This is a genomic window from Sphaerisporangium sp. NPDC005289, assembly GCF_040607455.1.
Taxonomy (GTDB): domain Bacteria; phylum Actinomycetota; class Actinomycetes; order Streptosporangiales; family Streptosporangiaceae; genus Sphaerisporangium; species Sphaerisporangium rhizosphaerae.
Genome location: NZ_JBEXGS010000018.1, coordinates 92361 through 116387, shown reverse-complemented (window position 1 = coordinate 116387; position 24027 = coordinate 92361). Strand labels below are relative to the sequence as shown.

The 24027-nt window shown below is 71.6% G+C and carries 22 protein-coding genes; 10 read left to right on the top strand and 12 right to left on the bottom strand.

The window, feature by feature from the left end; translation table 11 throughout:
* Nucleotides 1-32 precede the first annotated feature (32 nt).
* The gene (locus ABZT47_RS27980) at nt 33-1577 is read right to left on the bottom strand and encodes a penicillin-binding transpeptidase domain-containing protein (RefSeq protein ID WP_354848250.1); all 1545 of its coding nucleotides are present in this window, start codon (nt 1575-1577) and stop codon (nt 33-35) included.
* Between the two features lie 103 nt (nt 1578-1680).
* Between ABZT47_RS27980 and ABZT47_RS27975 the strand changes: the two genes are divergently transcribed.
* Nucleotides 1681-2622: a LysR substrate-binding domain-containing protein gene (locus ABZT47_RS27975; RefSeq protein ID WP_354848247.1), complete on the top strand. Its 942-nt coding sequence runs from the start codon at nt 1681-1683 to the stop codon at nt 2620-2622.
* Nucleotides 2619-3557, top strand: coding sequence for a serine hydrolase (locus ABZT47_RS27970; RefSeq protein WP_354848244.1), 939 nt, complete (start codon nt 2619-2621; stop codon nt 3555-3557). Before ABZT47_RS27975 ends, ABZT47_RS27970 begins: the two co-directional genes overlap by 4 nt.
* A 131-nt stretch (nt 3558-3688) precedes the next feature.
* On the opposite strand, the gene ABZT47_RS27965 is transcribed toward ABZT47_RS27970, so the two are convergent.
* Together ABZT47_RS27965 and ABZT47_RS27960 are read right to left on the bottom strand one after the other, a co-directional pair.
* Complete coding sequence (locus ABZT47_RS27965) at nt 3689-3892, bottom strand: hypothetical protein (RefSeq protein ID WP_354848241.1); 204 nt, start codon at nt 3890-3892, stop codon at nt 3689-3691.
* Between the two features lie 96 nt (nt 3893-3988).
* Entirely contained in the window at nt 3989-4150 is a 162-nt protein-coding gene (locus ABZT47_RS27960) for a hypothetical protein (protein ID WP_354848238.1), read from the bottom strand.
* A 61-nt stretch (nt 4151-4211) separates the two neighbouring features.
* On the opposite strand from ABZT47_RS27960, the gene ABZT47_RS27955 reads away from it, so the two are divergent.
* The gene (locus tag ABZT47_RS27955) at nt 4212-5036 is read left to right on the top strand and encodes a helix-turn-helix transcriptional regulator (RefSeq protein ID WP_354848235.1); all 825 of its coding nucleotides are present in this window, start codon (nt 4212-4214) and stop codon (nt 5034-5036) included.
* Nucleotides 5027-5227, top strand: a complete 201-nt coding sequence (locus ABZT47_RS27950) for a DUF397 domain-containing protein (RefSeq protein WP_354848232.1) — start codon at nt 5027-5029, stop codon at nt 5225-5227. Before ABZT47_RS27955 ends, ABZT47_RS27950 begins: the two co-directional genes overlap by 10 nt.
* Nucleotides 5228-5446: 219 nt before the next feature.
* On the opposite strand, the gene glpK is transcribed toward ABZT47_RS27950, so the two are convergent.
* Both glpK and ABZT47_RS27940 read right to left on the bottom strand, forming a co-directional pair.
* Nucleotides 5447-6964: a glycerol kinase GlpK gene (gene glpK / locus ABZT47_RS27945; protein WP_354848229.1), complete on the bottom strand. Its 1518-nt coding sequence runs from the start codon at nt 6962-6964 to the stop codon at nt 5447-5449.
* A 104-nt stretch (nt 6965-7068) separates the two neighbouring features.
* Nucleotides 7069-7908, bottom strand: coding sequence for an MIP/aquaporin family protein (locus tag ABZT47_RS27940; RefSeq protein WP_354848226.1), 840 nt, complete (start codon nt 7906-7908; stop codon nt 7069-7071).
* Between the two features lie 395 nt (nt 7909-8303).
* On the opposite strand from ABZT47_RS27940, the gene ABZT47_RS27935 reads away from it, so the two are divergent.
* From ABZT47_RS27935 to ABZT47_RS27915, 5 genes are all read left to right on the top strand, one after another.
* A complete protein-coding gene (locus tag ABZT47_RS27935) occupies nt 8304-9569 on the top strand; it encodes a sensor histidine kinase (protein WP_354848223.1) in 1266 nt (421 codons plus the stop codon).
* Complete coding sequence (locus tag ABZT47_RS27930) at nt 9566-10237, top strand: response regulator transcription factor (RefSeq protein WP_354848219.1); 672 nt, start codon at nt 9566-9568, stop codon at nt 10235-10237. The genes ABZT47_RS27935 and ABZT47_RS27930 overlap by 4 nt, the downstream gene beginning before the upstream one ends.
* Nucleotides 10238-10415: 178 nt before the next feature.
* Entirely contained in the window at nt 10416-13712 is a 3297-nt protein-coding gene (locus ABZT47_RS27925; protein WP_354848216.1) for an efflux RND transporter permease subunit, read from the top strand.
* Nucleotides 13713-13901: 189 nt separating this feature from the next.
* Complete coding sequence (locus ABZT47_RS27920) at nt 13902-14645, top strand: sugar phosphate isomerase/epimerase (protein WP_354848213.1); 744 nt, start codon at nt 13902-13904, stop codon at nt 14643-14645.
* Nucleotides 14642-15745: a Gfo/Idh/MocA family oxidoreductase gene (locus ABZT47_RS27915; protein WP_354848211.1), complete on the top strand. Its 1104-nt coding sequence runs from the start codon at nt 14642-14644 to the stop codon at nt 15743-15745. Before ABZT47_RS27920 ends, ABZT47_RS27915 begins: the two co-directional genes overlap by 4 nt.
* A 48-nt stretch (nt 15746-15793) precedes the next feature.
* On the opposite strand, the gene ABZT47_RS27910 is transcribed toward ABZT47_RS27915, so the two are convergent.
* Together ABZT47_RS27910 and ABZT47_RS27905 are read right to left on the bottom strand one after the other, a co-directional pair.
* Nucleotides 15794-16237: a CBS domain-containing protein gene (locus ABZT47_RS27910; RefSeq protein WP_354848208.1), complete on the bottom strand. Its 444-nt coding sequence runs from the start codon at nt 16235-16237 to the stop codon at nt 15794-15796.
* Between the two features lie 20 nt (nt 16238-16257).
* Complete coding sequence (locus tag ABZT47_RS27905) at nt 16258-17541, bottom strand: ArsB/NhaD family transporter (protein WP_354848206.1); 1284 nt, start codon at nt 17539-17541, stop codon at nt 16258-16260.
* 273 nt (nt 17542-17814) lie between these two features.
* Between ABZT47_RS27905 and ABZT47_RS27900 the strand changes: the two genes are divergently transcribed.
* Complete coding sequence (locus tag ABZT47_RS27900; protein WP_354848204.1) at nt 17815-19002, top strand: hypothetical protein; 1188 nt, start codon at nt 17815-17817, stop codon at nt 19000-19002.
* A gap of 216 nt (nt 19003-19218) precedes the next feature.
* On the opposite strand, the gene ABZT47_RS27895 is transcribed toward ABZT47_RS27900, so the two are convergent.
* The 5 genes from ABZT47_RS27895 to ABZT47_RS27875 all read right to left on the bottom strand — a co-directional run bounded on the left by ABZT47_RS27895 (nt 19219) and on the right by ABZT47_RS27875 (nt 23989).
* On the bottom strand, nt 19219-19686 hold the full coding sequence (locus tag ABZT47_RS27895; protein WP_354848392.1) for an RICIN domain-containing protein: 468 nt from the start codon (nt 19684-19686) through the stop codon (nt 19219-19221).
* Nucleotides 19687-19789: 103 nt separating this feature from the next.
* On the bottom strand, nt 19790-20527 hold the full coding sequence (locus ABZT47_RS27890) for a MerR family transcriptional regulator (RefSeq protein ID WP_354848201.1): 738 nt from the start codon (nt 20525-20527) through the stop codon (nt 19790-19792).
* An 82-nt stretch (nt 20528-20609) separates the two neighbouring features.
* Complete coding sequence (locus tag ABZT47_RS27885; RefSeq protein WP_354848199.1) at nt 20610-22079, bottom strand: serine hydrolase domain-containing protein; 1470 nt, start codon at nt 22077-22079, stop codon at nt 20610-20612.
* Between the two features lie 122 nt (nt 22080-22201).
* Nucleotides 22202-22537: a cupin domain-containing protein gene (locus tag ABZT47_RS27880; RefSeq protein WP_354848196.1), complete on the bottom strand. Its 336-nt coding sequence runs from the start codon at nt 22535-22537 to the stop codon at nt 22202-22204.
* Nucleotides 22538-22759: 222 nt separating this feature from the next.
* Entirely contained in the window at nt 22760-23989 is a 1230-nt protein-coding gene (locus ABZT47_RS27875) for an ABC transporter permease (protein ID WP_354848193.1), read from the bottom strand.
* Between the last annotated feature and the right edge of the window lie 38 nt (nt 23990-24027).

The following is a 24027-nucleotide window of genomic DNA, read 5'->3' as shown; positions in this document are numbered from 1 at the left end:
CCGCGCACCACCGTCCCGTGCGGGGCGTCGCCTCAGCCGGTCGCGAGCCGGGACAGGAAGCGGGCGGCGACCGGCGCCGCGACCGCCGCGCCGGTGCCCCCGCCCTCGACGATGACCGCGAACGCCAGGTCGTCCCGGTAGCCGATGAACCACGAGTGGGTCGGCGGCATACGGCCCGACCCGTACTCGGCCGTGCCGGTCTTGCCTGCCGTCCCGCCGGGGAAGTCCACGCCGCTCGCGGTGCCCTCGCTCACCACGGCGGGCATCAGGTCGCGCAGGGCGCGGACGACCGCGGGCTCTAGAACGCGCGGCGCCGACCCGCCCGCGGGGACCAGAGACGGCGGCACGAGCCGGGGCTGGCGCCAGGTCCCGTCGGCGATGGCGGCGGCCACGGCGGCCATGTTCAGCGGGCTGGCCAGCACGCGGCCCTGGCCGATCGCCGCCGAGGCCAGGTCGGTGTCGTCGCGCGGAGCGGGGAAGGCCGCGCGCACGGCCGGCACCCCGGGCGTGATCGGCGCGCCGAATCCGAAGCCGCGCGCCACCTCGGCCAGCCGCGCGCCGCCGAGCCGGTCCACCGCCAGGCTGCCGAAGGTGGTGTTGCACGAGTGGGCGAAGGCGTCCTCCAGCGACAGCCGCCCGAAGTCGTGGAACTCGGCGTTGTGGAAGGCGAACCCGCCGATGGTCCGCTCGGGCGGGCACTCGACGGTGTCGCCGGGGGCCATGCCGCCGGCGACCAGCGCGGAAGCGGTCACCACCTTGAACGTCGACCCCGGCGGATAGGCGCCGAGCAGCGCGCGGTTGAAGCCGCCCGGCCGGTTGACCGCGGCCAGCACCTCGCCCGTCGAGGGACGCAGCGCCACCAGCGAGGCGGGTTTGCGCACCCCCTCCAGCGCCGCCGCCCCCGCCCGGTGGACCCGCAGGTCGATGGTGGTGCGCAGCGGCGTGCCGGGCGCGGCCCGCCCGGCCGCCACCGTCTCGACGGCCCGGCCGTCCTTGACGATCTCCACGCGGGCCGACGGCCTGCCCTTCAGCCGGGAGCCGTACTCGGCCTTGAGCCCGTCGACGATCTGGAGCACCGAGCCCGGGGCGGTGGGCGTGTCGATGCGGGCGCCGTCGGCGGCGAGGATCGGCGCGGGCTCCGCCGGCACCTGGGTGACCCGGAAGCGCGCGCCGGCCGTGAGGTCGCGGTGCAGCGAGGAGGGCGAGAAGGACACCTTCCACGCGCGGTCCCGCTCGACCAGCCGCAGGGTGGCGGTGTACCCGAAGTCGACCGGGCCGCGCAGGTCGGCGCGGAAGTCCACCGTCGTCGCCGTCCCGCCCTCCTTGACCGCGCCGGGCGTGAAGCGGGCGGAGGTGAGCCGCAGGTCGTCGTGGAAGCGGCGGTACCACTGCTCGAAGTCGCCCGGCGGTGCGGCCACCATGGCGCGCATCGCGGCGTAGTCGCCCTTGGACCAGGCGGCCAGGTAGCGGGCGGCGGTGTCCTGGGCCGACCCCTCGGCGCGCAGTGCCCACACCACCCCGCCCGCCACGGCCAGCGGCACCAGCGCCATGGCGGTCACCACTGTCACTCGTCTCATCGTTCCCCCTTCGACTCAGGAGGAGGACAGCAGACGACTGACCGTTATGTCCAATATTGCTATGCACGTCATTTTCATACGGATCTGGATATAGTCGCTGGTGATGGACCTGGTACGGCACCTGCGCTACTTCACCGTCGTCGCCGACGAGCTGCACTTCGGCAACGCGGCGGTGCGGCTCGGCATGGCGCAGCCGCCGCTCAGCCAGCGCATCAAACGCCTGGAGGACGAACTGGGCGTGCGCCTGTTCGACCGCTCCAGCCGCCAGGTCCGGCTCACCGAGGCGGGCCGGCTGCTGCTCGCCGAGGCCCGCGACATCGTCGAGCGGGTGGACGCCATCCCCGCGCTGCTGGCCCGCGCGACCGGTGGCGCCGCCACGCTGCGCGTCGGCGTGCCGCCCGACCTGGGCGGGTCCGCCATCGCGGCCCTGCTCGCCGGCTTCCGCGAGGCCCACCCCGAGGTGCGGCTCGGCCTGATCGAGATGGGCACGGCCGACCAGGTGGGGGCGCTGACCGACGGCGCCCTGGACGGCGGCGTGGTCCGCCACCCGGTGAGCGCCCCGGGGCTGCGGTTCGGGCCCGTGCTGGTCCAGCACCCGGGCGTGCTGCTCGCCGAGGACGACCCGCTGGCCGCGTTCTCCTCGGTCCACCTGGCCGACCTGGCGCCGCGCCACCTGGTGCTGTTCCCCCGTGAGAGCGAGCCGGGACTGCACGAGGAGACGCTGTCGGAGTGCCGCCGCCACGGGTACGTGCCCGGCGAGGTGCACATCGGGCGGCACCCGCAGTTCACGCTGGGGCTGGTCATGTCCGGCACGGCCGTGGCCTTCGGCCCCCGCGCCGAGCAGGCCGGCGTCGCCTGGCGGCCGCTGCTCGGCGCCCCGCTGGCCTGGCGGGTGTCGGTCGCCTGGCAGCGCACGTCGCAGGCGATGGAGGAGTTCGGCGCGGTGGCCCTGCGCGTCCTGCGGGACAATGCCGGGATGGTCCACGAGGGAACCGCGCCGCCCCGCGCGGTCAGGCCGCGCCCGGCGTCCGGCCTGCTCGCATGACCCCCGAGGACCGGGCCCCCGCCGCGCACGACACCGCCGCCAGGCCTTCCCGCCCGGACGGTCGGGCCGCCCGTACGCGGCCTCCCGACCTCGCGTCCGTCTTCCGCGCCGCCGCGGTCACCGGCAGCCTCCACGCGACCGACCTGGACACCGGGGCGCAGGTCGGCGTGGGGGCCGACGACCCGGTGGTGCTCGCGTCGGTGTTCAAGCTCCCCCTGCTGGTCGAGTTCTACCGGCAGGCCGAGGCGGGATTGCTCGACCCGGCGCTGCCGTGCCGCGTCGAGCCCGGCGAGCGCACGGCGGGCGGCACGGGGCTGGCCGCCATGCTCGACGGGGCCACCCTCTCGCTGCGCGACCTGGCGTACCTGATGATCGCGGTGAGCGACAACGCCGCCGCCGACGTCGTGGCCCGGCACGTCGGGCTGGAGGCGGTGAACGCCATGCTCGCCCGGTTCGGACTGCTGGAGACGTTCGTCGAGCACGACTGCCGCGGCATGCTCGCCGCGCTGGAGGCCGACCTCGGACCGCTGGAGGGACCACCGCACCCGCGCGACCTGGCCCGCCTGCGCGTGCTCGACCCCGCCACCACCAACCGCAGCACGCCGCGCGAGATGACCCGGCTGCTCGGCATGGTCTGGCGGGACGAGGCGGCGGGCCCCGAGGCGAGCGCCGCGATCCGCCGCCTGCTCGGCCTGCAGGTGTGGCCGCACCGCCTGGCCTCCGGGTTCCCCTACGACGACGTGGTGGTCAGCGGGAAGACCGGGTCACTGCCGACCCTCCGCAACGAGGTCGGCGTCGTGGAGTACCCCGACGGCGGCCGCTACGCCGTCGCGGTCTTCACCCGCTCCATCGGCACGGCCCAGCACCAACCCCGAGCCGACGCCGCCATCGGCCTGGCCGCCCGCGCCGCCGTCGACCACCTCCGCTCCCTCTGACCCCGCGAAGATCCCGGCACTCGGATGGGAGATGACCGCTGAAATCCTGATGTGATCACAAATGGTCGCGTTGGGAGTGCGTTGGACGTATTCTCCGAATTTCCGTGCCTCGTTGTGAAGCTTCGCCCCCATCAGTACTCGCGGATGAGGAGCCAGAGCTTGCGGTGCTGGAGCGAGTCGAACCGGCGTTCTTTAGCCTGTCGAGCCAGTTCGTCATAGGTGACACCCAGCCCGTGCAGCGCCTGCTCCTTCGCCGCCTCGTACTCCTCGTGCGTCAGCTCGATGACTTCCACGTCGTCGGGCTGCTGTGGGTCCATGTGTCGTAAGACTGCCATCCTGACCTCCTCCTCCAGACCTCCGCTGAGCCACGTGAACCAGTCTGCTCTTGTCAAGGTAACCCCGGCGTCCGACAGAAACACTGGCCTCCGCAGTCACGTGCCCGGCGGCGTACGCGGCACCCAGCAATACCAGCCTTCTTCACGCATGACGCGGACCAGCACCGAAGAACTGTGCTTGGATTCTTGCCATGGCGGATGGACCCGGGAATGAAATAGAAACCCGAAGATGGCCGCCCATGACAGGTCGTGGTTCATTGAAACCACGATCCGGCATCACCAAAATCGAACCGTATTCCAGCATTTGCGGAGGAATGCGATGAGTGTCGAGTCTTTTCCTCGGGCGGAGTCTCCTCGCGTACGGTTCGGCGCCGAGATGCGCCGGCTACGCGAGGCCGCAGAGCTGTCCCAGACTGCCGTGGCCACCCGTCTCGGGTGCACCCAGACGCAGATCAGCCGCCTGGAGGCCGCTACTCGCACCCCATCGAGGTCGGATGCCGAACGACTCGACCTCCTCTTCGGCACCGGCGAGAGCAGGCACTTCACCCGCCTACGTGAACACATCGTCACCCCGGGAGGACCCGTCTGGTTCAGGAACTGGGTAGAGGAGATCGAGCCGAACGCCCAGGTGCTGCGCTCCTGGGACCCACTCCTGATTCCCGGTCTCCTACAGACCCGGGCCTACGCCCGGCACATATTCGAGCTGGAACCCCAGATCACGCCCGAAGAGGTCGACCAGCGCGTCGAAGCACGAATGCAGCGGCAGAGAATCCTCGACGGACAAAACCCGCCCCTGATCCTCGTCCTCATCGACGCAGGAGTGCTCCATCGCCAGGTGGGGGGACCTGGAGTGATGCGCGAACAATTGGAGCGCCTACTGGAGATGAGGACATCGCCCATGGTCTCCGTCCAGGTGGTCGATCCGGGGTGCCTCCCGGGCATGGCGGGACCATTCATGATCGCCGAACTGCCGCACGGGCAGCCGGACGCCGTTCACGCGGACTCCCCTGTTCAGGGACATATCACAAGCGACCCGGAATATGTGACATCCATCCGAAGGCGCTATGAGACGATACGGCTCTGGGCCTACCCTGAGCACGTATCCCTCAAAATGATCGAAGAGGCGGAACAACGATGGACCTGAGCGCCGCCGCCTGGCGAAAGTCATCGAAGTCCTCCGGCAATGGCGGCCAGTGTGTGGAAGTGGCCGCCGATCTGGTGGGAGTGGTCGCGGTACGTGACAGCAAGAGCCGGTCGGGGCCCATGATCCTCGTCTCCCACGGAGAGTGGCGAGCCTTCATCGGCGCCGTCAAGGCGGGCGATCGCGTCATTTGACATCACAATTCGCCTTTGGACCCGACCGTTCAGACCTCGTCGAGCACTGGTTTTCGGGGGTGCGGGGGCGGAGCCCCTGCCGGGGTCGGGGCGGAGCCCCGGGGAACACGGTCCGAGCGGAGCGAGGCCCTTTTCATGGCTGACGCCCAGGTTGTCCGTCACGTTCTGATGAGAAACGCCTCCCGGCTGGGCCGGGAGGCGTTTGTTCGGGGGGCTGTGTCAGTCGACGTCGACCCAGTCGAGGGTGCGTTGTACGGCCTTCTTCCAGCCGGCGTAGCCCTTCTCGCGCTGGTCCTCGCTCCAGGTGGGCTGCCAGCGGCGGTCCTCGTTCCAGTTGCGCTTGAGTTCCTCGGTGGAGCCCCAGAACCCCAGCGCCAGCCCCGCGGCGTACGCGGCGCCCAGGGCCGTGGTCTCGGCGACGACCGGCTTGGACACCGGGACGCCGAGGATGTCGGCCTGGATCTGCATGCACAGCTCGTTGGCGGTCACGCCGCCGTCCACGCGCAGCACGTCCAGGCGCACGCCCGAGTCGTTCTCCATCGCCTCGACCACGTCGCGGCTCTGATAGCAGATCGCCTCCAGCGTCGCGCGGGCGATGTGGGCGTTGGTGTTGTAGCGGGACAGCCCGACGATGGCGCCGCGCGCGTCGGAGCGCCAGTACGGGGCGAACAGCCCGGAGAAGGCGGGCACGAAGTACACCCCGCCGTTGTCCTGCACCTGCCGGGCGAGCTGCTCGCTCTGCGCCGCGCCGGAGATGATGCCAAGCTGGTCGCGCAGCCACTGGACGGCCGACCCGGTGACGGCGATCGAGCCCTCCAGCGCGTAGACCGGCTTCTCCTGGCCGAACTGGTAGCAGACGGTCGTCAGCAGGCCGTGCTGTGAACGGACCAGCTCGTTGCCGGTGTTGAGCAGCAGGAAGTTGCCGGTGCCGTAGGTGTTCTTGGCCTCGCCGACGCCGAAGCAGACCTGGCCCACGGTGGCCGCCTGCTGGTCGCCGAGGTCCCCCGAGAGCGGGACCTCCCCGTGCAGCGGGCCGGTGGCGCGGGTGACGCCGTAAAGCTCGGGGTTGGAGGAGGGGCGGATCTCGGGGAGCATCGCACGGGGGATGCCGAAGAACGACAGCAGTTCGTCGTCCCAGTCGAGGGTTTCGAGGTTCATGAGCATGGTGCGGCTGGCGTTGGTGGGGTCGGTGACGTGCACGCCGCCGTCGGTGCCGCCGGTGAGGTTCCACAGCAGCCAGGTGTCGGTGTTGCCGAAGACGGCCTCGCCCGCCTCGGCGTCCGCGCGCACGCCGTCGACGTTCTCGAGGATCCACTGGATCTTGCCGCCGGAGAAGTAGGTCGCCGGGGGCAGGCCGGCCTTGGCGCGGATGACCTCGCCCTTGCCCTCGCGTTCCAGTGCGCTCGCGATGCGGTCGGTGCGGGTGTCCTGCCAGACGATGGCGTTGTAGTAGGGCCGGCCGGTCCTGCGGTTCCACACGACGGTCGTCTCGCGCTGGTTGGTGATGCCGAGCGCCACCAGGTCGGCCGCCGAGAGGTTCGCCTTGCCCAGCGTGGTCTCGGCGACCGCGCGGGTGCGCTCCCAGATCTCCACCGGGTTGTGCTCGACCCAGCCGGCCTGGGGCAGGATCTGCTCGTGTTCGAGCTGGTGGCGGGCGATCTCGTTGCCGCCGTGATCGAAGATCATGAAGCGGGTGCTCGTCGTGCCCTGGTCGACTGCTCCGACGAAGTCAGCCATGGATGATTGCCTCCTTCAGTGGCCCGGCACTGGCGGGCCTCACGCCTTTCACGCCGTCCACGCCCTGCACGGCGTCCTGCCGTCTGCCGTCTGCCGTCCTGCCGCTAGGCCCTGAGGGTCCCATCGGACGCTTCCCTCTCGGTGGGCACGGTACCCGGCTCCGGCTCGCCCGGCTCGGGCAGGAATCGTGCGACCAGCGCCTGGTACAGCCCGGCGCCCAGCACGCCGCCGATGACCGGGGCCACGATCGGCACCCAGAAATAGAGGTTGCCGTACTGATCTCGCCACGCCGACCCGTACCCGGTCAGGTAGGAGGCCAGTCGCGGCCCGAAGTCGCGGGCCGGGTTGATCGCGTAGCCGGCGTTGGTGCCCCAGGCCATGCCGATCGCCACCACGATGAGCCCCACCACGAACGGGGCGAGGTTGGCGGCCGGAGCGCTGTTGGCCAGGTCGGTGACGGCCAGGACCAGGAACAGCAGGATGGCCGTGCCGATCACCTGGTCGCGGAAGGCCCCCCACTCGTGCACCGGCAGCGTGCCGTTGCCCGGCAGGGTGGAGAAGACCCCCTGCGTCTTGATCGTGTGGCCGGGGTCGGCCTGGGCGAGGACCTCGGTGTAGTTCCACCGCACCAGGAGCGCCGCGACGAACGCGCCCGCGGTCTGGGCGAGCGAGTACGGCAGCACCTTGCGCCATGCGAAGCCCTTGAACACCGCCAGGGCGATCGTGACGGCCGGGTTGAGGTGGGCGCCGCTGATGCGGCCCGCGGTGTAGACGCCGAGCGTCACGCCGAGGCCCCACGCCCAGGCGATGCTGTCGTGGTCGCCGAGGCCGCCGGCGACGACCTGGGCCACGACGGCCGTTCCGATGAGAATCAGGATCAGAGTGCCCGCGAATTCCGCGGCCAGCTCACCGAGCAGGCTGGGGGATCGTTTCGGTCCGGCCATGTCGTCTCCTCACGTGTCGCCGTACGACTCGCCGTTGTGCCTGACCGCCGCGGAGGCGACGGCGGGCCGTTACCATCGGCCGTCAAGCGGAGGAGCTGGGCGCCCGCCCGTCTGTTCAACCTGCAGCAACACTGCACCGAAGGACGAGAAAGCCATGTTCACGAACGGGTCAAGAAAATTTTTCGCGTAGTTCGTGACTTCCCCGGGTTCGTCCGCCGTCGTCCCGGTATCCGCACCGATCACGTTTTCGATTATGAGCGGCTGACGGAAAATTTCCACCCCGCGGCAACGATGAGGTCAAGATCGCCTGGTGGCGGGCGTACCACGATCGCCGTAGCGAAGGACGGTCCCCCCGGACGAGGAGGAAGCGGCGCCGCGGCCGTACGGTGGTGGGCGTGATTAGCGTGACCCGGCTACGCGAGGCCGGCTCCTCCCACCCGTACCTGGTGGACACCCTCATCGCGTGCCTGACCTTCGCGGGGACCGTCCTCGGGCCGCCGGCCGGCCACCGGCCCCGCGTGGACCTGCCGCCGATCCCCGGTCCGACCCCGGCCGCGGTGGCCCTGGCGGCGGCGATGTGCCTGGCGCTGGTGTTCCGCCGCGTCTCCCCTCGCCTGGTCGCCGCCCTGGCCGTGGCGGGCTCGGTGACACTGCTGATCACGGGCGGCCCCCGCCCCCCGTTCGACCTGGTCTCGGCCGTGGCCCTGGTCACCCTCGCCGTCCACACCCCCCGCCGCGTCTCGTGGACGTGGGGCGTGGCCGCCGCGCTCGTCCTCGGCGGCACCCGCATCGTCCTGTCCGGCGACGCCTGGCTCACCCCGCAGGTGGCCGGGCAGATCGCGTGGATCGGCATGGCCATCGCCGTCGGCGACGCCGTGCGCAGCCGCCGCGCGTACATCGCCGCCGTGGTGGAGCGCGCCCGCCGCGCCGAGCAGACCCGCGAGGAGGAGGCCGAGCGCCGGGTCATGGAGGAGCGGCTGCGCATCGCCCGCGAGCTGCACGACGTGCTGGCCCACCACATCGCGCTCATCAACGTCCAGGCGCAGGTGGCCGCGCACGTCATGGACGCCGAGCCGCGGCAGGCGCGCGAGGCCCTCGGCCACATCCGCCAGGCCGGGCGGGCGGCCCTGGACGAGCTGCGCACCACGGTCGGGTTGCTGCGCCGGCCGGGCAGCGCCGAGGAGCTGCCCACCGAGCCCGCGCCCGGGCTGGACCGCCTGCCCGAGCTGATCACCTCCTTCACCGCGGCGGGCATGGACGTGGACTGCCGTCTGGAGGGCACCCCCCGGCCGCTGCCCTCCCCGGTGGAGCTGACGGCGTTCCGCGTCGTGCAGGAGGCGCTGACCAACGTGAGCAAGCACGCCGGCCCGGCCACGACGCGGGTGCGCATCGCCTACGGGCGGCGGGAGCTGACCGTCGAGGTCAGCGACGACGGCCGGGGCTGCGCGGCGGTCCCGGGCGTCACCCCCGCCGCGGACGGCCCTCCGGACGGCTCCCCGGGCTCCCTTGACGGCCTCGCGCCGACCGGCACCGGGCACGGGCTGATGGGCATGCGCGAGCGGGCCCTGTCGGTGGGCGGGACGTTCAGCGTCGGCCCCTCCCCCGGCCGCGGCTTCCGCGTCCACGCGGTCCTGCCCGCTCCCGCGGCGAGCGCCGTATGACCGTCCGCGTGCTGCTCGCCGACGACCAGGCCCTCGTGCGGGCCGGCTTTCGCGTCCTGGTCGACTCCGCTCCCGACCTGGAGGTGGTCGGCGAGGCCGACACCGGCCACGAGGCGGTGCGCCTCGCCCGGGACACCAGGGCCGACGTGGTGCTGATGGACATCAGGATGCCCGGGATGGACGGCCTGGCCGCCACCCAGGCGATCACCTCCGACGCCGACCTCGCGGGGGTGCGGGTGCTGGTGCTGACCACCTTCGAGATCGACGAGTACGTCTTCGCCGCGCTGCGCGCGGGGGCCAGCGGGTTCCTCGGCAAGAGCGTCGAGGCCGGCGAGCTCCAGGACGCCATCCGCGTCGTGGCGCGCGGCGACGCCCTGCTGTCCCCCGGCGCCACCAAGGGGCTCATCGCCCGCTTCCTGTCGGCGCCCGGAGCCCGGCCCGACCACACCCCCGAGCACCTGGACGTGCTCACCGACCGCGAGCGCGAGGTGATGACGCTGGTCGCCGCCGGGCTGACCAACGACGAGATCGCCGACCACCTGGGCATCAGCCGCATGACCGCCAAGACGCACGCCAACCGGGCGATGATCAAACTGGGCGCGCACGACCGCGCCCAGCTGGTCGTGATCGCCTACGAGACCGGCCTCGTGCGCCCCCGCGCGCGGTAGCCCTCCCGGTCCCCTACGACGTTCGCGGTAGGACAAGACCCTCCCAGCGACGGACACCCTTCGCCCAGGCGGCGATGAGCCTTGAAGTACGGTGCCGGGCGACCGGCCCGCGACCGCGAGCGGCGCCCCTCCCACAGGCGCCGGCCGCCCCTGCCGAACCCGACCAAGAGATGGACCGATGTCGTTACTCGCCAGACTGAGCCTCGCCAACCGCGGCCTGGTCGCCCTCATCACGATCGTGGTGGCCGCCTTCGGGGTGTACACCATCCCCGCGCTGAAGCAGCAGCTCCTGCCGTCGCTCTCCTTCCCCACCGTGTCGATCGTCGCCTCCTACCCCGGCGCGGCGCCGCAGATCGTGGAGGACGGCGTCACCCGCCCGCTGGAGGACGCCGTGCGCGGGCTGTCCGGCGTGACCGGCGTGAACTCGACCTCCCGCGAGTCCAGCGCGACCGTCCAGGTGCTGTTCGACTACGGCACCGACATCGACGCGGCCCAGAACCGCATCCAGCAGGCCATCGGCCGCGTGCAGAGTCAGCTTCCCGACGGGGTGGACCCGCAGGCCGTCACGGGCAGCACCGACGACCTGCCGGTGATCCAGCTCGCCGCCAGCTCGGCCGGTGACCAGCGGCGGCTGGCCGACCGGCTCACCGCCGAGGTCGTCCCGGCGCTCAGCGGGGTCGAGGGTGTGCGCGAGGTGTCGGTCTCCGGCACCCGCGACGAGGTGATCACCATCGAGCCGGACGACGACGAGTTGGCCGAGCACGGGCTGAGCGCCTCCTCGATCGCCTCGGCCGTCCAGTCGGCCGGGACGCCCGTGCCCGCGGGCACGCTGACGAAGTCGGACAAGTCCCTCAGCGTCCAGGTGGGCACCAAGCTCGGCTCGGTGCAGGACATCAAGAACCTCTACCTCACCCCGCCCGCCGCCGCCCAGGGACAGGGTCAAGGGCAGGGGCAAGGACAGGGCCAGGCGTCCGGGCAGGGCAGGGCGGGCGCGGGCGGCCAGGGTGGCGTGCCCGGGGCGTCCGGGACCGCGGGCGCCGCAGGAACCGCGGCCGCGCGGGCACCTCGGGCGCCCGCCAAGCCCAAGCCCGTGCGCCTGGGCGACGTGGCCACCGTCAAGCTCGGGGTCGCCGACTCCACCACGCTGACCCGCACCAACGGCCGGCCGAGCCTGGGCATCGCGGTCACCATGAAGTCCGGCGGCAACGCGGTGTCGATCTCCCACGACGTGCGCGCGAAGCTGCCCGCGCTGGCCTCCGCCCTCGGCGACGACGCCAGGTTCACCGTGATCTTCGACCAGGCGCCGTCGGTCGAGCAGGCCATCGAGAGCCTGACCACCGAGGGCCTGCTCGGCCTGGCCATGGCCGTGCTGGTGATCCTGGTGTTCCTGTTCTCGCTGCGGTCGACCATCGTGACGGCCGTGTCCATCCCGCTGTCGGTGCTGATCGCGCTGATCGCCCTGTGGATCCGCGACTACTCGCTCAACATGCTCACCCTCGGCGCGCTGACCATCGCGATCGGCCGGGTGGTGGACGACTCGATCGTGGTCCTTGAGAACATCAAGCGGCACCTGTCCTACGGCGAGCCCAAGCGCCAGGCCGTCGAGAACGGCGTGCGCGAGGTGGCGGGCGCGGTGACCGCCTCCACGCTGACCACCGTCGCGGTGTTCCTGCCCATCGCCTTCGTCGGCGGCCTGGTCGGCGAGCTGTTCAGCCCGTTCGCGATCACCGTGACGGTGGCGCTGCTCGCCTCGCTGCTGGTCGCGCTCACCGTCGTCCCGGTGCTCGCCTACTGGTTCATGAAGGCCCCCAAGGACGGCGACTCCGAGGCGATCAGGCGGGCGGCGGACGAGAAGGAGCGCCGGGGCCTGCTCCAGCGCGCCTACGTCCCGGTGATCCGCTTCGCGACCCGGCACCGGATCACCACGGTCGCCATCGCCATGGTGATCTTCATCGGGACGCTGGGCCTGGTGCCGATGATCCGCACCAGCTTCATCGAGGACTCCGGTCAGAACACCATCAGCATCCGCCAGACCTTCCCGGTCAGCACCTCCCTCGCGGCGGCCGACGCCATGGCCAAGAAGGTCGAGCAGGTCGTCTCCGGCACCAGCGAGGTGGCCTCGTACCAGGTCACCGTGGGCGGCGGCGGAGGCATCGGCTTGGGCGGGCGCGGCCGTAATGGCGGGACCTCCCGGGCCAGCTACTCGCTGACGCTGCGCGACGGCGCCGACGCGGGCGCGATCGAGCGACGGCTGACCGACCGGCTCGCCGCCACGCCCGGCATCGGCGAGGTCAGCGTCGGCCAGTCCGGCGGCTTCGGCGGCAACGCGCTGCAGGTCGTCGTGCGCGCGGCGGAACTGGACACCCTGCGCACCGCCGCGCAGACCGTCCAGCGGGCCATGGCCGGCGTTCCGGACGTCGCCGAGGTGACCAGCAGCGTCGCCGACACCGCGCCCCGCATCGACGTCACGGTCGACCGCAGGAAGGCCGCGGAGAAGGGCCTCAGCGAGGTCGCCATCGGGCAGGCGGTGGCGCAGGCGTTCAGGGGCAGCACGGTCACCCAGATCGCCCTGGACGGCACCACGGCCGACGTCGTGCTCCGGCCCGGCAAGGCGCCGGCCTCGCAGGCCGACCTGCGCGACCTGAAGCTCGCCGGCACGGTCGAACTCGGCGACGTGGCCACGGTCAAGCAGGTCAACGGGCCGGTCGAGGTCACCCGCATCGACGGCGACCGCAGCGCCACGGTGTCGGGCAAGTCCACCGGCGCCGACCTCGGCGCCACCACCGCCGAACTGCGCAAGCGGGTGGAAGCGCTGTCGCTCCCGGCGGGCGCCTCCGTCGAGATCGGCGGCGTCAGCGCCGACCAGGCTGAGGCGTTCGGCAGCCTCGGGCTGGCGCTGGTGGCGGCCGTCGCGCTGGTGTTCTTCGTCATGGTGGCGACCTTCCGCAGCCTGGTGCAGCCGCTGCTGCTGCTGGTCTCGATCCCGTTCGCCGCCACCGGGGCGATCGGCCTGCTGCTGGTGACCGACACCTCGCTCGGCCTGGCCGCGATGATCGGCATGCTGATGCTCGTCGGCATCGTCGTCACCAACGCCATCGTCCTGATGGACCTGGTCAACCAGTACCGCGAGCAGGGCATGCCCCTGCACGAGGCGGTCGTCGAGGGCGGCCGGCGGCGGCTGCGGCCCATCCTGATGACGGCGCTGGCGACGATCTTCGCGCTGCTGCCCATGGCGCTCGGCATCACCCACGGGGGCGGCTTCATCTCCCGGCCGCTGGCCGTCGTGGTGATCGGCGGCCTGATCAGCTCCACGCTGCTCACCCTCGTGCTGGTGCCGACGCTGTACACGATGGTCGAGAACCGCAAGGAGAAGGCCCGCGCCCGGCGCGAGCGCCGCAAGGGCGGAACGCCTCTGCCGCCCCCGCGGGAGGAGACGCCCAGCGAGCCCGCCGTGAGCGCGCCGGGCCACGCCTGACCCGCTTCCGGGTGACGGGAAGGCGCCGGCCGTCCATCGCGGCGACCGGCGCTTTCCCGGTTCAGAACCCAAATTGGCCATTGTCTTTCCAATACCGGCGACTTAGCGTCTTTACGTACCGATTACCCGGTTGTTACGCGGAGTGTCGACGCGGGCACTCCGCCCTCTGGACCAGGAGGTTCCCTCCCGATGGCGAAGCCGCTGGGCGTACAGCTTTACACCGTTCGTGACCAGGTGAGGGTCGATCGTGACGAGGTGTTACGGCGGATAGCGGACATCGGATACGGCGCCGTCGAGGCCTACGACCCCACCGACGACCCCAAGGGATTCCGCAGGACCGCCGACGAGCTCGGGCTCACCGTGCCGAGCACGCACGCCTACGCGCTGCTCTCGCAGGAGCCGGACGCCGTCCTGGACGCCATCGCGACCGTGGGCGCCGACCTGGTGATCATCCCGGGCGGCATCCGCGAGGAGGACTTCACCACCCGCGACGGCCTCAACCGCACCGCCGACCTGCTCAACGGCCTGGCCGAGCACGCCGGCCGCTACGGCATGCGGCTCGGCTACCACAACCACTGGTGGGAGATCGAGCCGAAGATCGACGGCGTCCACGCCATCGAGGCGCTCGCCGAACTGCTCGCCCCCGGCGTGTTCCTGGAGATCGACACCTACTGGGCGGCCGTGGGCGGCGCCGACGTGCCCGCGCTGCTCGGGCGGCTCGGGGACCGCGTCCTGGCTCTGCACGTCAAGGACGGCCCCGGCGTCAAGGGCCTGTCGCACACGGCCCTCGGCGAGGGCGTGATGCCGGTGCCGGACTTCCTCGCCGCCGCCCCCGGCGCGCTGCGCATCGTCGAGCTCGACAACTGCGACACCGACATCTACGAGGCCCTGGCCAAGAGCCACGCCTACCTCACCGAACTGGAGCGCGCATGACCGGCGGGCCCGTCGGCGTCGCCCTAGTGGGCGCCGGCGCGATCAGCGACGCCTACCTGCGCAACCTCACCACCTTCCCCGACGTGCGGGTGCTCGGCGTCGCCGACCTCGACGTCGCGCGAGCGGAGGAGAAGGCCCGCGCGTACGGCGTGCCCGTGGCCGGCGACGTGGACGCCGTCCTGGCCGTCCCCGAGGTGGAGATCGTCGTCAACCTCACCATCCCCGCCGCGCACGCCGCCGTCGCCACCGCCGCCCTGCGCGCGGGCAAGCACGTCTACGGCGAGAAGCCGCTGACCCTGGACCCCGAGGAGGGCGAGAAGCTGCTGGCCGAGGCCGCCGAGCGGGGCCTGCGGGTCGGCAACGCGCCCGACACCTTCCTCGGCGCCGGCCTGCAGTCGGCCCAGCGGGCCCTCGCGTCCGGCCTGATCGGCGCGCCGGTCGCCGCGACCGCCGTCATGCAGAACCCCGGCCCGGAGTCCTGGCACCCCAACCCCGAGTTCCTGTTCCAGCGCGGAGCGGGCCCGCTGTTCGACATCGGGCCGTACTACCTGACCGCGCTGGTCGCCGCGCTCGGACCGGTGGCCAAGGTCGCGGCCACCGCCCGCAAGGCCCGCCCGTACCGGGTGATCGGCTCGGGCCCGAAGGGCGGCACGCGCTTCGCCGTGGAGGTGCCCACGCACGTCATGGCGCTGCTCGACTTCGCGGGCGGGGCCAGCGCGTCCTCGACGTTCAGCTTCGACTCCCCCGCGCACGTGACGATGATCGAGATCATCGGCACCGAGGGCAGCCTGTCGCTGCCCGACCCCAACACCTTCGGCGGGCCGCTGAAGGTGCGCGCGGCCGGCGACGACGACTGGCGCGAGCTGCCGGTGGAAGGCACCACCGTCGGGCGCGGCCTCGGCGTGCTGGACATGGCGCGGGCGCTGCGCGGCGGCGTGCCGCACCGCGCCTCCGGCAGCCTCGCCCTGCACGTGCTGGAGGCGATGGCCGCCATCGCCGGCTCGGCCGAGGACGGCGAGTTCCGGCACCTGTCCACGACGGTCCGTGAACCCGAGCCGCTCCCGGCCGACTGGAACCCCGAGGAGGCCACCCTCTCCTGATGGGAGCACCGGGTCCGCTGATCGGGCGGATCCGGCGCCCGGCCCGCCTCAGACGGCCAGCGCGCGGGCGAGCAGCGTCTGGAGGGTGATCGCGCCCAGCAGCACGCCCTGCTCCACGACGGCGATCAGCGGGCTGCGGGTGCGGGCCATCAGGGCGGCCACCTCCAGCACGGTGGCGTCCGGGTCGGTGATCGGCAGCTCGCGCGGCTGCTCGGGCAGGCACTCGCCCACCGTGCGGCCGCCGAGCGCGCGGACGAACGCGTCGGCCTGGTCCTCGTCGATGACGCGGGCCAGCGCCGGGTCGTCCTGGCAGTAGCGCGGCACGGCCAGCCGCAGCACCTGCGTGCCGGGCAGCACGCACAGCGGCCGGCCGTCACCGTCCAGGACGATCAGGCCGGGCAGGTCCTGCTCGGCGAGCAGCCGGGCCGCCTCCGCCGCAGGAGTGCCGGCCGTCACCGTGGGAAAGCCGCAGACAAGATCACGCGCGTGCACCGAAGACCTCCTTGCCGAGCCTAACCGGTGAGATAGCGCAACCACAGGTACGGGGCCGCCAGCCCCACGGTCACCACCGTGACCACCAGGCCGTACTTGGTGAACTCCCAGAAGCTGATGCGGACGCCGTTGCGGGCGGCGATGCCGAGCACGACCACGTTGGCCGACGCGCCCACCGCCGTCGCGTTGCCGCCCAGGTCGGCGCCCAGGGCGAGCGCCCACCACAGCACGTCGCCGGACGGCCCGCTCGCGTGGGCCAGGTCGGCGACGATCGGGCTCATCGTGGCGACATAGGGAATGTTGTCCACGATCGCCGACAGCACGGCCGACCCGCCCAGCAGCCCCATCGTGGCCGGCAGCAGGCTGCCCTCGGTCGCCGAGGCCGCCGCCTGCGACACCTGGCCGATGACGCCGGTCTCCACCAGAGCGCCCACCATGACGAACAGGCCCATGAAGAACACCAGCGTGGCCCACTCGACGTCGCGGATCGCCTCCTCCACCGTCACCCTGGTCGCGGCGACGAGCAGGCCGGCGCCGAGCAGCGCGACGACCGCGGGCTCGTAGTGCAGCACCGGGTGCAGGACGAACGCGGCGATCACCACGGCGAGCACCGCGAGGCTCTGCGCCAGCAGACGGTGGTCCTCGATGGCCTCGCGCTCGTTCAGCTTCATGATCTGCAGCGCCCGCGCCGGGTCGTACACGAACGCCGACCGGAACAGCCACCTGCACAGACCGACGAAGACCACCAGCACCACGACGATGAACGGCGCCAGGTGCACCAGGAAGTCGTTGAAGGTGAACCCGGCCCGGCTGGCGATGATGATGTTGGGCGGGTCGCCCACCAGCGTCGCGGTGCCGCCGATGTTGGACGCCATCACCTCGGCGATCAGGAACGGCGCCACCGGCAGCGCCAGCCGGTCGCACACCAGGAAGGTGACCGGGGCGATCAGCAGCACGGTGGTGACGTTGTCCAGCAGCGCCGACGCCAGCGCCGTGATCACGATCAGCATGACCATCAGCCGGAACGGCCTGCCCTTGGCCCGCTTGGCCGCCCAGATCGCGACGTACTCGAACACGCCGGTCTGCTTGAGCACGCCTACGATGATCATCATGCCGAGCAGCAGGAAGATGACGTTCCAGTCGATGCCCGAACGCTCGGAGAAGAACGCCGACCGGCCGTCCACCGCGTGGATCAGCAACATCAGCCCGGCGCCGCCGAGCGCGGCGGCCGTGCGATGGATGCGCTCGGTCGCGATCAGCCCATAGACGGCGACGAACACGACGACTGCGGCGGCAGCGATCACAGGCGAACCTCCGGGAAACCGGTCTGGGCAACGTCAGCAGAACCGCCGACCAGACTTCCCGGCACACCTCACAACTCTCCGAGAACCCTACCAACCCCGCCCCACCCGGCACACTCACCGAACTACCGCCTCCGACACGACCCCCACCATCCGCGCCGGCACCGCTTCCTGCCGCGCCATCCCGTCCACACCTGCGATATGCCGCATATCGCGCATTGATGATTCGGCGATCGAGGCGACGGACACTCGGGGAGTCCACCACGAGGGGGAGCCATGGAAACAAGCGGAGATGTGCGAATCGCCCAGATGCCGTCGATGGACCCGGAGGTCGGGATACCGATCCCCCGGACGTGGCACTGGGCCCAGGCGGGCCTGCCGCCCGAGGCCGGGATCACCGAGGGGGTTGGCGCGATCCGCGTGCGCAACCCCGACCTCGCCATGTCCCCCTCGCCCATGGCGTTCGTGAGAGGCACGAAGGGGAACCTCTGGATGATCTCCCAGTCGTCCCCGCTCGACTGGAAGTGGACCGACCAGAGCGGCGTCTTCGACGAAGGCGTCGGCGTGGCCGCCTTGAACGACGGCCCCGGCGAGAGAACCCGGCCCTACGTGTTCGTCCGGGCGGGCGACGACCTCTGGTGCAACTGGTGGACCGGCGCCAAGTGGGCCTGGACCGACCAGGGCACGCCGCCTCGCACCACCCTCCACCGCGCCGGCTGCCGCATCGGCGCGGGGACCATCACGCCCTCGCGCTCACAGGGGACCCTGCCGTTCGCCGCCGTGCTGGACAAGAACGGCCGGGCGTGGGTGAACTGGTGGAACTACCTGGGCCAGCGCTGGGAATGGACCATCTTGGACCGCCCGGAGGCGCCCATACTCCCGAAGATGATCGGCGCGGTCGTGGTGACGGACCCGTCGACCGGCACCGAGGCCCTGCACGTCTACGCGATCTGCGGCGACTCGCACCTGTGGCGTTGCGTGTGGGACCTCAAAGGGTCGGCGTGGACCGATCTGGGCAAGCCGCCGGGCCCGCTGACCCGGTGGGTCGGCCCGGTCGCCGTCCAGAGCCCCGGCAAGCCCAACGTGTCGGTCTACGTGTTCATCGTCGACGGCGTGGACGGGCGCCTGTACGTGAACGTCACCGACGCCGCCGCGCCCCGCTGGGAGGACGCGGGCATGCCGCCGGACGAGGGAAGGCCGAACCTCGGCCTCGGCGCCGGTGTCGTCCAACCGCAAGCCGGTCGGGAGTACTCCCCGGTGGCCATGGTGACCGATCACGACGCCGGGGTCTGGGCGGACATGGGGGTCGGCTCATGGTGGTGGGGCCGCCTGGGCAAGCCGGTCGGCGGCATCGTCGTCGAACAGGTCGGCGCGGTCGTCATCACGACGGACCCCACCGTCACGCAGACGCACGTCCTCATGCGCACCCTCGAGGGCACCATCACCGACGCCTGGTACGGCTGACCGTCCGCCTGCCCGCACCTTCGACGGCCTCGGTCTTGGTCACCTTGGACGGCTCCGGCCCGAAAGCCCTCTGGCATTCCAGAGGGCTTTCGGGGGCTGGACGCGTGACCGCTGCCGCCCGACGGCCGTGGAAGGCCACCCGTGGCGTGGCGCGATCCGCGGTCGCCACCCCACGGGTGGTAAGCGGAGGAACGACGTCAGGCGAGACGTTCTGGATCAGGACACGAAAGACCACAGCTGATCGGAATCACCCTCCCAGGGCCACTGCACGACAGAGGAGCCATTAGTCGTGCCACCACCCGCGACGCTCACCCATAGCGCGTGCGCTTCGTTACAGATTCCCCGATACAAACCCATCCATTTTACTTCGGAATGCCACTTCTGATTGGGCGTGCCGTCACAGCTGAACACGACCAATTTCGTGCCCTTGTCGGCCGACGCCCCCGCCACGCCGAGACACTTCGAATGGTCAGCCGAATTCCGGATCTCACAGTCTTCCCCCCAGCAGTATCCCAGGTACCACGTTTGGTCCGGGTGGTCGACGCAGGTTGATATGACCACGGGGGTCCCGTTGGTCATCGCCCCGGCCGTTGTCCCCATGCACTTGCCGCTTTCGCCCAGGAGATGGGGCCGTGAATGCCCTGGCCATCGTCGCGAATTCACAGCATGACGCCTATGACACATCGGGAACGGACCGGAACGCAGATCGATGGCAATTATCGCCCCTACAATCGGATCCATCCGTATCCACGATGATCAAAGATTCCATTCGTCCACGCCATGCGGTTCACCGTTCTGCCCGGCGCTGCCCGGCGAGTTCGATCAGCCTCTCCCAGGCCGGCGAGGAGGCTCCGACGGAATTGGTGATCAACCGGGCCGCGTCCGGGTCGGGGGCCGACGGCTTCCCCTCCTCGGGCGTGCCGGGCTGATGGGCCATCCACCGCTGGGTGCGTTCGGCCAGCGCGTCGAGGCGCGGATCGTCCGGGGGCCAGTCGAAGGCCGCGTCGTAGTCGAGGTAGAGGGCGCGGAACTCCGGGTCGCTGATCGCGTCGTGCTTGTCGGCGAACCAGGCCGCCGCCTGTTCCGGTGAGACCGACCGCAGCAGGATCCACCCGTCGCGTTCCATCCGCACCGTGCGCCGGCTGACGCCGATGCTCCGCAGGTGGTCGAGGTAGTCGGCGACCTCCGCGGAGACGAACAGCCGGTCGCCGGAGTTGAGCTGGACGAGCCGCTCCCGGGTGCGGAGCAGCTCCTCGGCTCGTTCCTGTAGCCGGCGATCGATCTCGGTGATCGCCTCGGCGAACCGGTCGGGGTCGGCGTCGAACAACTCGTGGATGCGGGCGAGCGGGACGCCGGCCTCGGCGAGCGTTTTCACCTTGACCAGGTCGATGGCGTGCTGGGCGCTGTAGCGCCGGTAGCCCGACGCATCGCGCGGCGGCTCCGCCAGCAGTCCGCGCTGGTGGTAGTGGCGCACGGTCTTGATCGTCACACCCGCGTATCGGGCGAGCTGGCCGATAGTGATCATTCGTCGGTCTCCCATCGGCCGGCCCGTCGTCCCGGGATGTTCATCATGTCGTGGATACCACGGCACGATGCGGCCTGACCGGTCAGGCCGTCGCGACCCGGACGGACATCCGGCCGGCGAGGTCGATGCCGACGATCGCGCCGTCTTCGTCGCGGGTGAAGAAGCCGCGCTGCCCCTGCAGGCCGCCCTCGGTGATGATGTACTCGTCGCCGTCGCCGGGCAGCAGGCCCATCGCGGCCGGCGGATAGTCCGGAGGCATCTCGCCGTCCGACGCCGCCCGGATCTCCGGTTTGATGCCGACCTCGAGCGTCATCCCCGTCGGTCCGGCGACGATGACGAGCGTCATGGCATCGTTGTCGTATCTGCCGGCCACCTCCCGGGCGCGCGCCGGGTCATGGGGCAGCGGCCGCGGGTCGCGGTCGACGACCCCCAGATAGTGCTCAAGTGCCCAGCGGACGACGGCCTGGTTGAACGGGATGCCGTTCGGTCCGGCGTTCGACAGCGAGACCACGGCGAAATCGCGTTCGGGCACGAGCAGCAGCTCGGCGAACTGGCCGTTCGCCGACCCGCCGTGCCCGACGGTGCGAACGCCGTCCACATCGCGCAGGAACCAGCAGATGCCGAAGGCGTCGCCCAGCGTGCTGCCGCGCAGCTCCACGGTCGGCCGCCTCATCCGGTGCAGCGCCTCGGCGGGCAGGATCCGGGCGCCGCCCTCGCCTCGCCCGTCTCCGAGATGGAACCGAGCCCAGCGGATCTGGTCCGCCACCGAGGACATCAGGCCACCACCGGGGTTGTTGGCACGCCAGCGCCTCCACCCCCGCGCGACGGACGGGGCTCCGTCCTCGCCCGGGTTGTGACCCACGGCGAACCGCCGCGTCATGACATCGGCGGTGTCGTAGAGACTGTGCGACAGCCCCAGCGGCTCGAGCACGAGCGAGGCGACCGCTCGTTCGTAGGTCAGGCCGGTGACCTTCTCGACGACCCGCCCGGCCAGGTTGTATCCCGCCTGACTGTAGGAGGCCCTGGTGCCGGGCGGCGCGATCAGGGCCAGCGCGGCCATCTGCGCCACATGGGCGGCCAGCGCGTCATCCCCCTCGCCGGTGTCGGCGAGGATCGCCCAGTCCAGCCCCGAGGTGTGGTTGAGCAGGTGGGCCACCGTGACCTCTGCCGCGGCCCGCTCGTCGGAGAGCACCAGCTCGGGAACGTACCGGCGAACCGGCGCCTCCAGCGCGACCCTGCCGTCGGCGGCCAGGCGCATCAGCGCGGTCGCGGTGAAGGTCTTGCTGACCGAGCCCACCTCGTACAGCGTGTCCTGGTCGACGGGCAACGGGTTGTCGACGCTCGTCACGCCGTGGTACGCGTAGGCCTCCTGACCGCCCGCCCACACCCCGACGGCGACGCCGGGGATGCCCAGCCGCGTGGCCGTCGCCTCGACGAACTCCCGCAGGTCGTCGGGTGACCTCCCTTCCCCCTGCTGTCGTGCGGCACGCCCGGCATCGGGACCGGTCGCATTGTCGTCCCGGTCATTCGCAACTCGCTCGATCGCGTTCATGCCCCCATGCTCGAACCCTGCCCCAGGGTCAAGGTCAAGCCCTGACGCGTGACACGCCGCCCGGCGCCGGGCACGACGGCCACCTGCGCCGAACGCGATGGTGCGCGGTTCGGTGCGGGTGGTCAGCGGGGCATGGCTACGGTGAGGAGGAGGGCGGAGTCCTCCAGGGCCTCCAGGCGGTGGCGGGTGTCGGGGACGATGATCAGGTCGCCGGCCAGGGCCTCCCAGGAGACCTCGCCGGCGATCACGCGCACCCGTCCGAGCAGCACGAAGATGGTGGCCTCGCCGTTGGCCTCGTGCTCGCTCTGCTCCGAACCCTTGGCGAACGCCATGACCGTCTGCCGCAGGACGCGTTCGTGCCCGCCCACGACGGTGTCGGCCGCGTGCCCGCCGGTCGACTCGACGGCCTTGTCGAGCTGCTGACGGGCCATGGCCACCAGAGAGAACTTCTGCGTCACGATGCTTCCCCTCACGTTCGGCACGGCGGCCGGTCCGGCGTGCGCGCCCCGCTTCCAGGTCGCCGCATCCTGACCGGAGTGGTCACGCGGGACGACGAAGGCTCACCTTCATGCGTACCCGTTGCGCGTCTACCCTCGTCAGCCGTTTGACACCTTTTCCGTGCCCCCGGTGACGGCTCCCCGGCCGATCACATGCTGTTCAGGGCGGAAGCGGCAGGGCCTTCACGTGGCGGCCAAGGCGACGGTGGGGGCGAGGCGGGCGGCGCGCATCGCCGGGTAGATGCCGGCCAGGGTGCCGATGAGCAGGGTCGCGAGCAGGGCCCCGCCCATCGCCCAGGCGGGAACCACCGCCGGCCAGCCCTTGGCCATGGCGTACGCCGTCGTGGCCGCCGCTCCGAGCGCCGTGCCCGCCACCCCGCCGAGCACCGACAGCAGCAGGGACTCGGTGAGGAACTGGAGCCGCACCTGGCCGCGCGTCGCGCCGAGCGACCGGCGCAGGCCGATCTCCCTGCGGCGCTCCAGGACCGAGATGACCATGGTGTTGGCCACCCCGACCCCGCCCACCAGCAGCGCCACCGCGCCGAGGCCGAGCAAAAGGTTCGTGAACGCGCCCGAGGCCGCCGCCTTGGCCGCGAGGGCGTCGGACGGCCGGCTGACCTGCACCTCGTCGGGACTCTCGGGGTTGACGGTTCGGGGCAGGACCCCGCGCACCGCCTCCACCGTCTCGTCCGGCGAGCGCTCGTAGATCGTGGTCGGGTACCCGTCGAAGCCCACGTAGCGTTCGGCGGCGGCCCAGCCCATGAGGGCCGAGCGTTCGATCTCCGGCGCCAGCGGCATCGCGTCCAGGATCCCGACCACCGTGAACCAGCGGCCCGCGATCCAGACCGGCACTCCGACGCGCTCGATGCCGAGCCGGCGGGCGGCGACCGAGCCGAGCACGACGGCGGGCTCGCGCCCGATGGCGGCGTTCAGCCAGGTGCCCTGCCGGACGGCGCCCTCCAGCGTGGCGGTCAGCCCCTCGTCCGCCGCCTGCACGGCGATGCCGCCGGTGACGGCCTCAGGGATGCGGTCGGTCCTGCGGACGGTCGCGTCCAGTCGCCCTGTGGCGCCGGCCCTGGTGACCGGGCCGATGCGGCGGACCATGTCCAGCGCTTGCTTCGGCAGTTCGGCGTCGTCGCCGAACATGGTCTGGCCGGGCGCCACGGTCAGCAGGTTGGTGCCGAGGCGGTCCAGTTCGCGCAGGAGTTGCTCGCGCGAGGAGGCGGAGATGCCGATGACGGCGACCATGGTGGCGATGCCGATCGCGATGCCGAGCGCCGACAGCACCACCCGGGCCGGCCGGGTGCGCAGCCCGGCGGCGCCCACCCGCAGCACGTCACGAGGTGCGAGCCTCGACGGCGCCAGCCGCTCTCCGCGTCCGCCGGCCCTGACGGCGGTCGTCCCGCTGCTCATCGGAGGTCCCCCTCGAAGTCCCGCCATGCGGTCATATC

Bases quoted from the DNA above. Each gene is read 5' to 3' on its own strand.
- ABZT47_RS27980 (WP_354848250.1), bottom strand. From the start codon at position 1,577: ATGAGACGAGTGACAGTGGTGACCGCCATGGCGCTGGTGCCGCTGGCC.
- ABZT47_RS27975 (WP_354848247.1), top strand. From the start codon at position 1,681: ATGGACCTGGTACGGCACCTGCGCTACTTCACCGTCGTCGCCGACGAG.
- ABZT47_RS27970 (WP_354848244.1), top strand. From the start codon at position 2,619: ATGACCCCCGAGGACCGGGCCCCCGCCGCGCACGACACCGCCGCCAGG.
- ABZT47_RS27965 (WP_354848241.1), bottom strand. From the start codon at position 3,892: ATGGCAGTCTTACGACACATGGACCCACAGCAGCCCGACGACGTGGAA.
- ABZT47_RS27960 (WP_354848238.1), bottom strand. From the start codon at position 4,150: ATGAACCACGACCTGTCATGGGCGGCCATCTTCGGGTTTCTATTTCAT.
- ABZT47_RS27955 (WP_354848235.1), top strand. From the start codon at position 4,212: ATGAGTGTCGAGTCTTTTCCTCGGGCGGAGTCTCCTCGCGTACGGTTC.
- ABZT47_RS27950 (WP_354848232.1), top strand. From the start codon at position 5,027: ATGGACCTGAGCGCCGCCGCCTGGCGAAAGTCATCGAAGTCCTCCGGC.
- glpK (WP_354848229.1), bottom strand. From the start codon at position 6,964: ATGGCTGACTTCGTCGGAGCAGTCGACCAGGGCACGACGAGCACCCGC.
- ABZT47_RS27940 (WP_354848226.1), bottom strand. From the start codon at position 7,908: ATGGCCGGACCGAAACGATCCCCCAGCCTGCTCGGTGAGCTGGCCGCG.
- ABZT47_RS27930 (WP_354848219.1), top strand. From the start codon at position 9,566: ATGACCGTCCGCGTGCTGCTCGCCGACGACCAGGCCCTCGTGCGGGCC.
- ABZT47_RS27925 (WP_354848216.1), top strand. From the start codon at position 10,416: ATGTCGTTACTCGCCAGACTGAGCCTCGCCAACCGCGGCCTGGTCGCC.
- ABZT47_RS27920 (WP_354848213.1), top strand. From the start codon at position 13,902: ATGGCGAAGCCGCTGGGCGTACAGCTTTACACCGTTCGTGACCAGGTG.
- ABZT47_RS27915 (WP_354848211.1), top strand. From the start codon at position 14,642: ATGACCGGCGGGCCCGTCGGCGTCGCCCTAGTGGGCGCCGGCGCGATC.
- ABZT47_RS27900 (WP_354848204.1), top strand. From the start codon at position 17,815: ATGGAAACAAGCGGAGATGTGCGAATCGCCCAGATGCCGTCGATGGAC.
- ABZT47_RS27895 (WP_354848392.1), bottom strand. From the start codon at position 19,686: ATGTGTCATAGGCGTCATGCTGTGAATTCGCGACGATGGCCAGGGCAT.
- ABZT47_RS27890 (WP_354848201.1), bottom strand. From the start codon at position 20,527: ATGATCACTATCGGCCAGCTCGCCCGATACGCGGGTGTGACGATCAAG.
- ABZT47_RS27885 (WP_354848199.1), bottom strand. From the start codon at position 22,079: ATGAACGCGATCGAGCGAGTTGCGAATGACCGGGACGACAATGCGACC.
- ABZT47_RS27875 (WP_354848193.1), bottom strand. From the start codon at position 23,989: ATGAGCAGCGGGACGACCGCCGTCAGGGCCGGCGGACGCGGAGAGCGG.